The 13,179-nt window shown below is 70.2% G+C and carries 11 protein-coding genes; 5 read left to right on the top strand and 6 right to left on the bottom strand.

Annotated features, from left to right (window positions below):
* Positions 1–82 precede the first annotated feature (82 nt).
* From HF576_RS12395 to HF576_RS12380, 4 genes are read right to left on the bottom strand one after another with little or no spacing between them, the layout of a single operon-like run.
* Positions 83–1,009, bottom strand: a complete 927-nt coding sequence (locus tag HF576_RS12395) for a formylglycine-generating enzyme family protein (RefSeq protein ID WP_343234263.1) — start codon at positions 1,007–1,009, stop codon at positions 83–85.
* A gap of 35 nt (positions 1,010–1,044) precedes the next feature.
* Positions 1,045–1,716, bottom strand: coding sequence for a GAP family protein (locus tag HF576_RS12390; RefSeq protein ID WP_168913142.1), 672 nt, complete (start codon positions 1,714–1,716; stop codon positions 1,045–1,047).
* 12 nt (positions 1,717–1,728) lie between these two features.
* Positions 1,729–3,378, bottom strand: a complete 1,650-nt coding sequence (locus HF576_RS12385) for a SulP family inorganic anion transporter (protein ID WP_168913141.1) — start codon at positions 3,376–3,378, stop codon at positions 1,729–1,731.
* Positions 3,379–3,434: 56 nt separating this feature from the next.
* On the bottom strand, positions 3,435–4,031 hold the full coding sequence (locus HF576_RS12380; protein WP_168913140.1) for a hypothetical protein: 597 nt from the start codon (positions 4,029–4,031) through the stop codon (positions 3,435–3,437).
* A gap of 123 nt (positions 4,032–4,154) precedes the next feature.
* On the opposite strand from HF576_RS12380, the gene HF576_RS12375 reads away from it, so the two are divergent.
* A complete protein-coding gene (locus HF576_RS12375; RefSeq protein WP_168913139.1) occupies positions 4,155–5,384 on the top strand; it encodes a glycosyltransferase in 1,230 nt (409 codons plus the stop codon).
* A gap of 6 nt (positions 5,385–5,390) precedes the next feature.
* A complete protein-coding gene (locus HF576_RS12370) occupies positions 5,391–6,812 on the top strand; it encodes a glycosyltransferase (protein WP_168913138.1) in 1,422 nt (473 codons plus the stop codon).
* Here the strand turns inward: HF576_RS12370 and HF576_RS12365 are convergent, their stop codons facing one another.
* Positions 6,813–7,097, bottom strand: coding sequence for a hypothetical protein (locus HF576_RS12365; RefSeq protein ID WP_168913137.1), 285 nt, complete (start codon positions 7,095–7,097; stop codon positions 6,813–6,815). It abuts the gene before it with no gap.
* 371 nt (positions 7,098–7,468) lie between these two features.
* On the opposite strand from HF576_RS12365, the gene HF576_RS12360 reads away from it, so the two are divergent.
* Complete coding sequence (locus HF576_RS12360; protein ID WP_168913136.1) at positions 7,469–8,497, top strand: GlxA family transcriptional regulator; 1,029 nt, start codon at positions 7,469–7,471, stop codon at positions 8,495–8,497.
* A gap of 4 nt (positions 8,498–8,501) precedes the next feature.
* On the opposite strand, the gene HF576_RS12355 is transcribed toward HF576_RS12360, so the two are convergent.
* Complete coding sequence (locus tag HF576_RS12355; RefSeq protein ID WP_168913135.1) at positions 8,502–8,912, bottom strand: DUF7144 family membrane protein; 411 nt, start codon at positions 8,910–8,912, stop codon at positions 8,502–8,504.
* Positions 8,913–9,129: 217 nt separating this feature from the next.
* Here HF576_RS12355 and HF576_RS12350 point away from each other — a divergent pair, with 217 nt between their 5' ends.
* Positions 9,130–10,797, top strand: coding sequence for a SulP family inorganic anion transporter (locus HF576_RS12350; protein WP_168913134.1), 1,668 nt, complete (start codon positions 9,130–9,132; stop codon positions 10,795–10,797).
* 97 nt (positions 10,798–10,894) lie between these two features.
* Positions 10,895–13,105 carry an ATP-dependent Clp protease ATP-binding subunit gene (locus HF576_RS12345; protein WP_168913133.1) on the top strand — a complete coding sequence of 737 codons (2,211 nt, stop codon included), beginning with the start codon at positions 10,895–10,897 and terminating at the stop codon, positions 13,103–13,105.
* The last annotated feature ends 74 nt before the right edge of the window (positions 13,106–13,179 follow it).

The following is a 13,179-nucleotide window of genomic DNA, read 5'->3' as shown; positions in this document are numbered from 1 at the left end:
CGCCGGTGCGCTGGCTAGAGGTGCGGCGCGATTCCCGTCCGGTGCACCGAGAAGGCGCCCTCGCTCGGGGGAGGGGGGAGAGTCAGGCGTCGCGCGCGCAGCGGAAACCGATGTGCGACATGCCGGTGTCCTCGGCCTGCGGCGAGCGCGCAGCGGGGCGGAAGCGCAGGCAGTAGTCGGGCGAGCACAGGTGCGAGCCGCCCTTGAGGACGCGGCGGGGAATCGCCGGGAACCCTTCCTGGGCGCTCGCGGCGGCCAGCAGGTTGGTGCGCTTGCCGGCATCGACCGGGGTGTCCGACAGGCGCAGGTGGCGCGGTGTGTAGTAGTCGCTCGTCCACTCCCACACGTTGCCGGTCATGTCGTACAGGCCGAAGCCGTTGGCAAGGTAGGAGCCTACGGGTGCGGCATCCCCCACGCCCTGGTTGTCGTAGGGGAAGCGCCCGAGCCACGAGTTCGCCTGTGCGACGCCGCCGGGGTAGGCCTCGTCGCCCCACGCGAACCGCGCGCCGTCGAGCCCGCCGCGCGCGGCGTACTCGTGCTCGGCCTCGGTGGGAAGGCGCAGCCCCGCCCACTGCGCGTACGCGGTCGCGTCTTCGAACGCGATGTGCACGACCGGATGCCGCAGCCTGCCGTCGATCGACGACTCCGGTCCGAACGGCCGGCGCCAGTGGGCGCCCGGCTGCCACCGCCACCAGTTGCGCCACTCGCGCAGGTCGACGGGGCCGGGTGTCGGCGTGAAGACCATGGCCCCCGGCACCAGATCGGCGGGATCGGCGCCCTGGAAGTCGGCCGGATCGAGGGCCCGCTCGGCGACGGTGACATAGCCGGTGTCGTCGACGAACGCGGCGTACTGCTCGTTGGTGACCTCGTAGCGGTCGATCCAGAACGGTGCGACTTCGCGCTCGTGGACCGGCCGCTCGTCGGGATAGAAGTCCTCGGACCCCATCCGGAACACGCCGCCCTCGAGAAGCACCTGATCGTGGTCGGCTCGGACTGCGGGAGAGATCACGCCATCCACCGTAACCGGGCGCGGAGCCGGTGGCGTCAGAAGCTGCCGATGCCCTTGCCGATCACCGCGACGCCGATGACCAGCAGCAGCACCGCCATGATGACCGCGTTCTCCTTGGCCAGCCAGCCGCGCAGCGCGTCGAGCGGCCCTCGCAGCTTGTCGGCGGCCACCAGGTAGCCGACGACGGGGACGAGGACCGTGGATGCCCCGATCAGCGTGAACACGGCGATCACGAGCGCGGTCGACCCGCCGTCGAGTGCCGCCGCGCCGACGGTGACGCCGGCGCTCGCCGCCAGCAGCAGGTTCTTTGGGTTCACGGCCGAGAGCAGGAAGCCCAGGCCGAGCGCCTTCGGGAATGTGATGGTGTCGATCGCCTGCATCCACTTGGGCAGGGCCGGCTCCTGGCCCGGCTTCGGTCGCCCGCGCCACTGGCGCAGCGCGAGCAGGAGCAGGAGCACGCCGAGCGCGAGCTGCACGACCCCCTTGATGGGCTGGGAGGCGTCCTCGTCGCCCATCGGCAGCACCGACGACAGCAGCGTGAAGACCGTGACCGCCACGACGATGCCGATCACCCACCCGAGGAGGAACCCCGTGCCGGTCGCGCGCGCTCTCGGCGAGAGGAGCATCAGGATCGCGGCGATGATCGGCACCGGGCTGATCGCCACACCGAGCGCGAGGGGAAGAATGTCTCCGATGACAGAACCCATGGCGGATGCCTCCTACTTCTCGGTGAGCGCGGCGACGGCCGCGCGGTTGGTCGGATAGACGGCGTCGCCGTCGCGGATGATCCCGAGTCTTTCCAGGCGAGGCCGCGCATCGGCGCGCAGGCGGCTGAAGCCGAGCGACACCTGGCTGGTATCGAGCCAGTCCCGCAGCGCCGCGAACGCCTCCGCCCCGGTGACGTCGGCGTCTGTCACGGCCTCGAGGTCGATCACGACGTGGTGCACATCTTGACTGTCGCGAGCGCTGGTCACGGCGGATTTGACCGCGGTCCCGAACACATCGCCGTTCGCGAAGAAGAGGGGCGCCGCCATCCGGACGACGACGACGCCCGGCGCCGTCACCGAGCCGGCGGGTGCGTCGGCGAGCAGCGAGCCGCTCGGCTCGCCGTCGGCGGCAAGGACGTCGATCGCGGGGTTGGCGGCGCGCTTGGCCATGTTCACCAGGGCCAGCACGAACGCCACGAGGATGCCGGGAATCGCGCCGATGAAGAGCGTCGCGAGGAAGCAGACCACGCCGATCCAGAACTCGAAGCGGTCCAGACGCCACAGCTCGCGGAACTCACGGATGCCCAGCAGCGGCAGCACGGCCACCCCGACGATCGCGCCGATGGCGGGCGAGGGGATCTCGGCCAGGAGCGCTGTGCCGAACAGGAGCAGCAGCAGCGTGCCTCCGGCCAGGACGAAGGACGGGAGCTGCGTGCGGGACCCTGCCTGATCCATCGCGGCGGTGCGCGACGTCGACGAGCCCATCGCGAAGCTGCCGCTCGCGCCGGCGGCGATGTTGCCCACCCCGAACGCGAGAAGGTCGCGGTTGGGGCTGGTCGGGTAGTGGCGCTTCTCGGCGTACGAGCGGATCACGAGGAGTCCCTCGGCGACGGTCACCATCGTCAGGGCGAGCGCCGACGGGACGAGTGCGAGCCATTGGGTCCATGACAGCATCGGCCACGTGAGCTGAGGCGGCCCGGCGGGCACCTCCCCGAGCACCGCCACACCGGCGCCGTCGGCATCCGTCACCACCACCAGGATCGTGGCGACGATCATCACGACGAGCGCCCACGGCACCACGGCCAGCAGGCGGCGACCGATCAGCAGGATGGCGATCGACCCCACCGAGATGAGCAGCGACCAGACGTTCAGGGTGCCGAGCCCGGTCACGAGGCCGATCGTCTTCTCGACGAACTCGCCGCCGGAGTCGATCCTGATCCCCAGCATTTTTGCGATCTGCGACACCAGGATGTCGAGGGCGAGGCCTCCGACGAAGCCGATCAGGATCGGCTTGGAGAGGAAGTTCGCGAGGAAGCCGAGCTTGAACACCGACATCAGGATGAACATGACGCCGCAGATGATCGCCTGCGCGAGGGCCATGGTCGCGTAGTCGGCAGACCCCGCGGCTGCCAGGCCGCCGATCGAGGAGGCGACGAGGGCGGCGGCCGCGGCATCCGGCGACGCCACCAGCTGCCGTGACGAGACGACCAGCGCATAGACGATGGTCGGGACGACCAGGGCGTAGAGGCCCGCGGTCGGCGGCAGGCCTGCGATCTGGGCGTAGCCGATGTTGAGCGGGATCGCGATCGCGACCAGGGTCACGCCCGCGAGCAGCTCGCGGCCGACGTTCTTCCGTGTGAGCCCGGCGAGTGGTCGTTGCACGGCGCCTCCTGGATGTCGATCCCGAGGCTAGCGGCATTCGTGCCGCCGTCGCCGGATCAGTGACCGGGTTCGATCCGCAGCACCTCGGGGGACTCGCCCAGGGTCAGGTCGTCGTTGACGCGCAGCGTGCGTGCCAGGTCGTCGACCGAGCCGATCACGGTGCCGAAGCGCTCCCGATCGGAGCAGACCGCGGTGAGCGTGACGAAATGCGTCCCGATGTCCCACGTGTAGGTCGCGAACGGAGGCTGGCGCGGATCCGGCGGCAGCGGCATCTCGAGCTTCTCGCCGACGCCCAGGAAGGGGTTGCGGAAGGACTGCGTGTCGTCGTACTCCATCGGCATCATGGCGCGGGCCGTCCGCAGCTCGATCGTCGCCTGCTGCAGCTGCGCCATCGCCACGACCAGCTCGGCGTCGGCCTTCCACACCCACACCAGCACGCGTCCCGCGGCCTTGCGCATCAGGAACGGCGCCGCCTGGCTCATCGCCCACGCGGCGACGCCGCTGCCCGGGCGGGCTTCGCCGCCGAGCGCGCCGCTCGCCTGGGTCAGCAGCATCCGGATCGCCGCCTTGCGGTGCCGGCGGCCGCGGAAGCCGAGGGACTCTGTCACCGGGACCCACAGATTCGGGTCGGCATCGGCCTGAAGACGGGGCATGCCACCAGCGTACGGGGCGAGCCTGCGCGTTCCCGGGGCTTCGCATCCCCCTCGGGTACAGTGGATCCGCGCGTCACCGACCCCACCGCCGCGCCCCCGCCGTCAGAGACAGGCCCCCATCCCGTGACCGATCCTGCGACGCCCGCCGACCTACCCGCCGAGGCCCGGCCGACGAGTCCGTCGGCGCGCCCGCTGAAGATCCTGATCGGCGCCGACACCTTCCTTCCGCACGTCAACGGGGCCGCGCGGTTCGCCGAGCGCCTCGCCGCCGGCCTGGTCGTCCGCGGCCATGACGTGCAGGTCATGGCGCCCAGCGCCGGGCACCGCAACCACGGCACCTTCACCGAGGTGATCGAGGGCAGCCGGATGACGATCCACCGGCTGCCGTCGTGGCGCTGGCCCCCGCACGACTGGCTCACCTTCGTGCTGCCGTGGATGTCGAAGCACTACGCCCGCCGCGTGCTCGACGAGGTCAAGCCCGACGTCGTGCACATCCAGTCGCACATCGTCATCGGCCGCGGTCTCGCCCGCGAGGCGCACAAGCGCGGCATCCCGGTGGTCGCGACCAACCACGTGATGGCCGAGAACATCGTCGACTTCACGACGCTGCCGCCGTTCCTCGACAAGATCGCGATCAAGCTCGCGTGGGACGACGCGAAGCGCACCTTCGACCTCACACGCGCCGTGACCACGCCGACGCGCCGCGCCGCGGACTTCCTCGAGCGGACGATCGCGATCGAGGGCGTGATCCCGATCAGCTGCGGCATCGAGGCGGCGAACTACACGCCCGACCTCACGCCCCGCGACGCGCACCGCCTCGTCTTCGTGGGCCGGCTCACGACCGAGAAGCAGATCGACGTGATCCTGCGCGCGCTCGCGACACTGGATCCCGCGCTGGATGTGACCTTCGACATCGTCGGCAACGGTGACCAGCGCCGCAACCTCGAAGAGCTCGCGGGTCAGCTCGGGCTCGACGGACGCGTCACATTCCACGGTCACACCACGGACGAAGAGCTGCGCGGCTTCCTCTCCCGCGCCAGCGCGTTCGTGATCGCGTCGATCGCAGAGCTGCAGTCCATCGCAACGATGGAGGCGATGGCGTCGGGACTGCCGATCGTCGCCGCCGACGCCGTCGCGCTGCCGCACCTCGTGCACGACGGCGAGAACGGCTATCTGTTCCGTCCCGGCGACGTCGAGGATCTCGCCGAGAAGATCACCGCCGTCCTCACGCAGGCGCCCGAGGAGCGGCTGCGCATGCAGCGGGCTTCGCTCGAGGGCGTCAAGGTGCACGACATGCGTCGCACGCTCGACACCTTCGAAGCGCTGTACCGCGACGAACCCCTCCCCGAGTAGGCGCCCGTGCACGTCGTGATGTTCGGTGACCAGCACGCCGAGACGCTCGGCGGGGCGCAGGTCTCGATGAGGCTGCAGCGGCGCTTCCTCGAGAAGGCCGGTCACACGGTCACGATCGTCGCGCCGGCGATGCACGTACCACGCGGCCGGTCGGCCCCCGCCGACTCGGCGTATCTCGACGTCCCGTCGATCCCGGTGACCCTCGATCGCGAGTACTCGATGTCGTGGCCGGGCCGACGCACGGACCGATGGGTGGATGCCGCGCTGCAAGGCCGCCCGCCGGTCGACGTCGTGCACGTCCAGGCCGACTTCTGGGGCGCGCTCATCGGGTATCGCTTCGCGCGGCGTCACCGCACCCCGATCGTCCACACGATGCACAACCGCCTCGACGTGGGCATCGAGGCGACGGCTCCCTTCCCGAAGCTGGTGCTGCGCGTGCTGAACGCGTGGCAGCGTCGCGTGCTGGGCGTCGCGTCCGAATCGACGCCGGGCCGGGACGGCTGGTCGTACCTGCGCCGCTTCGCGGAGCGGGCGGATGCCGTGACCGCGCCGTCGGCGCACTTCGCACGCCGCCTCGAGCAGCACGGTGTCGTCCCGCAGTCCGCACCGGCGGTCGATGTGATCTGGAACGGCATCGACGACGACCTGCTCGACGGGATCCTCGCCGACCCGGCCCATCCCGATGCCGGCCACCCCGACCCGGCCCACCCCGACCCGGCCCACCCCGAGCCGGCCCACCCCGATGCCGGCCGCTCCGACGGCCGCCGCCCCGCCCCGGCCCGTCCCGATGCGAAAACACCAGTCGGTGACGCGACACGCCGGCCCGCGGCATCCGTCCCCGGCGTGTCGGCGTCGCGGGCTGGTGTTTTCGCAAGGGAGGGGCGGCCGCGGTTCGTGTGGCTCGGGCGGATGAGCCCCGAGAAGCGTCTGCTGCCGTTCCTCGAGGCGGTCGCCGCCTCGGGTGTCGACGCCGAGGTCGAGCTGATCGGGGGTGGGGGTCAGCTGCGCGCCGCACGCCGGCTCATCGAGAAGCTCCGTCCGAGGGCGACGGTGGTCTTCGCGGGACGGGTGCCGTACGCCGAGACTCTTCGCAAGATCGCGCGCGCGGACGCCGTGGTGCAGACCTCGATCGGCTTCGAGACGCAGGGCATGACGATCTTCGAGGCCGCGGCGCTCGGTACGCCGTCGGTCGTGAGCGACCCCGACCTTGCAGCCGAGCTCGGCGACGGGTACTGGCCGGTCGGCGAGGCGTTCCCGAACGGGATCGCGGATGCCTCGGTGCACGCGCTCGCGGACGCGCTGCGCGCCGCGGCATCCGACATCGCCGCGGGCGCACCGGCCGTTCCCGACCCCACGATCCGCGAGCGGTTCCGCCAGTCCTCGCGGACCGCGGCGATGATCGAGGTATACGAGCGCGTCAGCGCGTGATCACGCGAGCATCTGCACGAGGCTGCCGTAGAAGACGCTGCCCAGCACGGCCCACAGGGCAGTGACGCCGATGCCGAGCCCCACGCCCGCGGTGCCCTTGGCACGTCCGCGCATCGCGAGCCCGATGCTGCCGCACACGATCGCCGCCAGGGCGAGCACCCCCTGCACGAGGGCGAAGACGCCGAGGATCGCGCCGATCGCCGCGTAGTCGCCGGTGCGGAGCATGGACGCCTGGACGACGAGCGACATGGTCGAGGTGAGCAGCACGATGATGCCGACGACCAAGGCGATGATGCCGAGCGGGCTGCGGGCCGGGCGCTCGGTCGGCTCGAGCTGCCGCGAAGGGACGTTGTACGCCGCACCGGGGGGCGGTGCAGCCGGAAGCGAAGCGTCGGGCGTGGGCGAGTTCGAGGGAGTCGTCCGCCGCGAGTCTAGGGTCGCGGAGCGGTGTCAGGGGAGGCGCGTACGGTCGGTCGGGATGCGGCGGTGGCCGTCGGTGCGAAGCGCGACGACCGACGACGCGAGCGCGAAGGCGGAGAGTACGGCGAAGGCGATGGCGATGAACATGGCAGAAACGCTACGCTTGCGTCATGACTGCCACGAGTGGCAGGATGGACACACATCGTATGAAAACTGCCACGTCGGGAGAACCGCCCATGAAGACCGTCGCCTGCATCGTCCAAGATGGTTTCGCGCCGTTCGAGTTCGGTGTCGCTTGCGAGGCGTTCGGGTTGGATCGCTCGGACGACGGCATCCCGAACTTCGACTTCCGCATCGTCACGCCCGAACCCGGAGCGGTGTCGTCGAAGATGGGCTTCTCGATCAACGTCGAGAACGACCTCGCGTTCGCGTACGAGGCCGACCTCGTGGTCGTGTCGCCGGTTCCGCACCAGTACTGGGCGCGCACCGATGAGCGGGTGCTCGACGTCATCCGTGACGCCGTCGCCCGGGATGCGTGGGTGCTGAGCGTCTGCAGCGGCTCGTTCGTCGTCGCGGCCGCCGGCGTGCTGGACGGCCGCAAGGCGACGACGCACTGGATGTACGCGCAGAAGATGGCCGAGATGTACCCGAAGGTCGACGTCGACCCGGACGTGCTCTACGTGCAGGACGGCCGCATCATCACGAGCGCCGGCACCGCTGCGGGACTCGACGCCTGCCTGCACCTGCTGCGGCAGGAGCTCGGCGCCGAGCTGACCAACAAGATCGCGCGCCGTATGGTCGTGCCCCCGCAGCGCGACGGCGGCCAGGCCCAGTTCATCGACAAGCCGCTGCCCGCCACCACATCGCTGTCGCTCGCGCCGGTCACGGACTGGATGCTCGACAATCTGCGCCTCGACCTCACGGTCGAGCAGCTCGCGTCCAAGGCCCACATGTCCCCGCGCACGTTCGCGCGCCGCTTCAAGGCGGACTTCGGTGCCACGCCCGCGGCATGGCTTTCGCGGCAGCGGATCATCCACGCCCAGCGGCTGCTCGAATCCACGGATCTCGGACTCGACCGCATCGCGTACGAGAGCGGCTTCGGATCGGCCGCGGTGCTGCGCCAGAACTTCGCGCGCGTGCTGGGCACGACGCCGACGGCCTACCGTGCCCGCTTCTCGTGCACGACCGACGAGCGAGAGATGGCGGATGCCCCGACATCCGCCGAAGCGCGTGTCGGGGCATCCGTTCTCGAGCCGGTGGCCTGACGGCTCAGCTGCGGCGAGCCTTGAGCTCGCGCCCGTGCACGGTGAGCGCGTAGATCACGAGGACGTCGAGCGCCAGCACGGCGATCGACAGCCACGGCTGGGCGGCCATGAGCGTCAGTTGACCGACGGCGTTGAGCGTCACCAGAATGATCGCGATGACGCGTGCCCAGGTCGCTCCGCCGAGAAGCGCGATGCCCACGAGCAGGAGAAGAAGACCCGAGATCAGGTGCCACCATCCCCAGGCCTGGATGTCGAGCGAGAACAGGCCGGCTTCGCCGAGGAAATAGGCGGTATCGGGCCCGATGAGTGCCTGAAGCCCGTGGAAGGCGTCGATGATGCCCGAGATGATGAGGACGACGGCGGCGAAGACGCCCCATCCCACCCATCCCGTGACGGTGGTGTCGGTGTCGGTCATGCGAGGTTCCCTTCGTGTCGGCACGGGGCCGTTCGATTCGCCGGCGGAGCGTCGAGCGCACTCGGCGTGGGGTCGGGTGCCACTCCGCGCGGCGCTATCCAACTTCGGGAACGGCGAGGATGCCCACATCACGCAGGTCGTGTGAAAACCGCCGCTGACCCGGCCGGACGCCGGCGCAGGGCGGCCTTCGGCGTGAGCGCTTCGCTACCGTGGGCCCATGGGCCTCAATCCGAAGACGTGGTTCTCGCGCGAGACTCTGGGCAAAGACGTCAAGGCGGGCATCGCACTCGGTGTGGAGAGCGTGCCCGACGGCCTCGCCTCTGGCCTGCTCGCGGGCGTGAACCCGCTCGCCGGCCTCTACGGCTACCTCTTCGGCATGGTGGGCGCCGCGTTCTTCACCAGCAGCACGTTCATGGCGGTGCAGGCCACCGGCGCGATGGCGCTGGTCGTGGCCGACGCCGACCTGCAGAGCAGACCCGACCCTGACCGCGCGCTCTACACGCTCGCGATGCTGACCGGCGTCGTCATGATCGTGGCGGGCCTGGCGCGCGCCGGGCGTCTGGTGCGGTTCGTGCCGACAGCGGTCATGACGGGGTTCATCACGGCTGTCGGCGTCAACATCGTGCTCGGGCAGCTGTCGAACTTCACCGGATATGCGGCGCAGGGCGCCAACCGCATCGTCAAGACGATCGACCTGCTCCTCCACATCGGTCAGTGGAGCATCCCCGCCGTCGTCGTGGGGGCGATCACGGTGCTCGCGATCGTGGTGCTGCAGCCCACGCGCGTCGGCAGCCTGAGCCTCGTCGTCGCGGTCGTGCTCGGCTCGATCGCGGCATGGCTGCTCAATGCGTGGGTGGCCGGCCCCGTGGTGGTCCTCGACGACATGGTCGACGTGCCCCGGGGGCTCCCCGCTCCCGTCCTTCCCAGCTTCGACGACATCGTGTACCTCGCGATCCCCGCCGTCTCGCTCGCGTTCGTGGGACTGGTGCAGGGTGCCGGCGTCTCGGCCGGCATCCCCACTCCCGACGGCAAGCCCGCCGATGCCTCTCGCGACTTCATCGGTCAGGGTGTCGGGAACGTCGTCGCCGGGGTCTTCCGCGGCATGCCGGTCGGCGGGTCGATGTCGGCGTCTGCGCTCATCGTCGCCGCCGGTGCGCGCACGCGCTGGTCGCTCGTCTTCGCCGGCGGCGTCATGGCCCTGGTGATCCTGCTCGCGTCGGGCCTCGTCGCCTTCGTCGCGATGCCGGCGCTCGCCGCGCTGCTCATCGTGGTGGGGATCTCGGCGATCAAGCCGAGCCGGGTGTTCTCGGTTGTCAAGAGCGGAGCCCTGCAGACCACGATCATGGCGGTGACGTTCGTGCTGACCCTGATCATCCCGCTGCAGTTCGCGGTGCTCGTCGGAGTCGGCCTCGGGATCGTGATGTTCGTGGCCCAGCAGTCGAACCGGGTGCGGGTGCGTCAGGTGCACATCACCGACGACGGGCGCCTGCGCGAGTCCGACCCGCCGGCATCCGTCCGTCCCGGCGAGGTCCTGGTGCTGCAGCCCTACGGCAGCCTGTTCTTCGCCAGTGCACCGACGTTCGAGCGGCAGCTCCCGCGGGTGGGTGCCGACTCGCGCGGCGCCGTCGTGATCGTGCGGCTGCGCGGCACCGACGAGGTGGGGCTCGCCTTCATCGAGGTCCTGCGGCGGTACGCCCACGAGCTGGCGTCAGCGGATGCCTCGCTCAAGATCGTGGCGAGCGAGGAGCGCGTGATCCATCAGCTGACCGCGGGGGGCGTGGTCGACGACATCGGTGCGGCGAATCTGTACCGCGGCGGCGAATGGGTGAGCGAGACGCTGCGCCGCGCCTACGCGGATGCGCGGGAGGAGATCGCCCGCGGATGATGTGCGTTGCGCTCGACGCATTGCCGCGGCATCCACTGCCTGGTAAACTTGAGTCATCACGACTCAACTTTGAACGTGAGCAGATTTCAGGAGACACATGAACGCCACCCCGCAGCCCGGACAGGAGGACGCGCAGAGCGCCCTCGAGCAGTTCGGCATCAACCTCACAGACCGCGCCCGCCAGGGCAAGCTCGACCCCGTCATCGGGCGAGACAGCGAGATCCGGCGCGTCAGCCAGGTGCTGACCCGCCGCACCAAGAACAACCCCGTCCTCATCGGCGAGCCCGGCGTCGGAAAGACCGCCGTCGTCGAGGGGCTCGCCCAGCGCATCGTCGCGGGCGACGTCGCCGAGTCGCTGAAGGACAAAGAGCTCGTCACCCTCGACATCTCGGCACTCGTCGCCGGCGCGATGTACCGCGGCCAGTTCGAAGAGCGCCTCAAGAGCGTGCTCATAGAGATCACCGAGTCCGACGGGCGCATCATCACGTTCATCGACGAGCTGCACGTGCTCATGGGCGCCGGCGGCGGCGAGGGATCCGTCGCCGCCTCGAACATGCTCAAGCCCATGCTCGCGCGCGGCGAGCTGCGAATGATCGGCGCGACCACGCTGAACGAGTACCGCGAGTTCATCGAGAAGGATGCCGCGCTCGAGCGCCGGTTCCAGCAGGTCTACGTCGGCGAGCCCAACGTCGAAGACACCGTCGCGATCCTGCGCGGACTCAAGGAGCGGTACGAGGCGCACCACAAGGTCGCCATCGCGGATGCCGCGCTCGTTGCCGCGGCATCCCTCTCGCATCGATACATCCCGAGCCGTCAGCTGCCCGACAAGGCCATCGACCTCATCGACGAGGCCGCGTCGCGCCTGCGCATGGAGATCGACTCGGCGCCGCTCGAGATCGATGAGCTGCGCCGCCACGTCGACCGGCTGAAGCTCGAGGAGCTGGCGCTGAAGAAGGAGAAGGACGACGCGTCGAAGGAGCGGCTCGCAACACTGCGCGAGACGCTGCGCACCGAGCAGGAGAAGCTCGGGGAACTGCAGGGCCGCTGGGAGCGCGAGCGCGCGTCGCTCAACCGCGTCGGCGATCTGAAGACCAAGCTGGACGCCGCGCGCATGGAGGCCGACCGCGCGCAGCGCGAGGGCAACCTCGAGAAGGCGTCACGGCTGCTCTATGCCGAGATCCCTGCCCTGGAGCGTCAACTCGTCGAGGCCGAGCGCGAAGAGCCCGCCGGCGACCGCATGGTCAACGACCAGGTCACCGACGAAGACATCGCCGCCGTCATCGCCGCATGGACCGGCATCCCGGTCGGTCGCCTGCTGCAGGGCGAGACCGAGAAGCTGCTGCACCTCGAGGCCGAGCTCGGCAAGCGGCTCATCGGGCAGAAGGCCGCGGTGAAGGCGGTGTCGGATGCCGTGCGCCGCTCTCGTGCCGGCATCAGCGATCCCAACCGGCCCACGGGCTCGTTCCTGTTCCTCGGCCCGACCGGCGTCGGCAAGACCGAGCTGGCGAAGGCGCTCGCCGAGTTCCTCTTCGACGACGAGCACGCCATGGTGCGCATCGACATGTCCGAGTACGGCGAGAAGCACACCGTCTCGAGGCTGGTCGGCGCTCCCCCCGGCTACGTCGGCTACGAGCAGGGCGGTCAGCTGACCGAGGCCGTGCGTCGCCGGCCGTACTCGGTCGTGCTGCTCGACGAGGTCGAGAAGGCCCACCCCGAGGTCTTCGACGTGCTGCTGCAGGTGATGGACGACGGACGGCTCACGGACGGACAGGGACGGACGGTCGACTTCACGAACGTCGTGCTGATCCTCACCTCGAACCTCGGCTCGCCGATCCTGATCGACCCGACCCTGTCGGTGGAGCAGAAGCGCGAGCAGGTTCAGGGCCTCGTGCGCCAGGCGTTCAAGCCCGAGTTCGTCAACCGCCTCGACGACATCGTGATCTTCCAGGCGCTGACCGAGGACGACCTCGCGCAGATCGTCGAGCTCGCCGTGTTCGCGCTGCAGCGGCGCCTGAAGGACCGCCGCCTCGCTCTGGCCGTGACGCCCGACGCGCGCGCGTGGCTGGCCGAGCGCGGCTACGACCCGGTGTTCGGGGCGCGGCCGCTGCGCCGGCTGATCCAGTCCGAGATCCAGGACCGCCTCGCGATGGCGATCCTCGGGGGCGGAGTGCGCGACGGAGACGTCGTGCGCGTGGACGTCGCGGCCGACGGCTCGGGGCTGACGCTGGTCAGCGAGGGCCCCGCGCCCTCGCCGGACCTTCCCGTCGAGGAGGACGAGGTCATCGAGGCCGAGCTGCTCGACGACTGAGCCCTCTGCGGCACGCGCGCTCGTGGTGCGGTCCGGGTTGCGCAGGTTTGCGGGCGGCGGATGCTGCGAAAACT

The organism is Microbacterium salsuginis (assembly GCF_012524205.1).
In the GTDB taxonomy this organism is placed as follows: domain Bacteria; phylum Actinomycetota; class Actinomycetes; order Actinomycetales; family Microbacteriaceae; genus Microbacterium; species Microbacterium salsuginis.
This window is presented reverse-complemented; position numbering and strand designations above follow the sequence as displayed.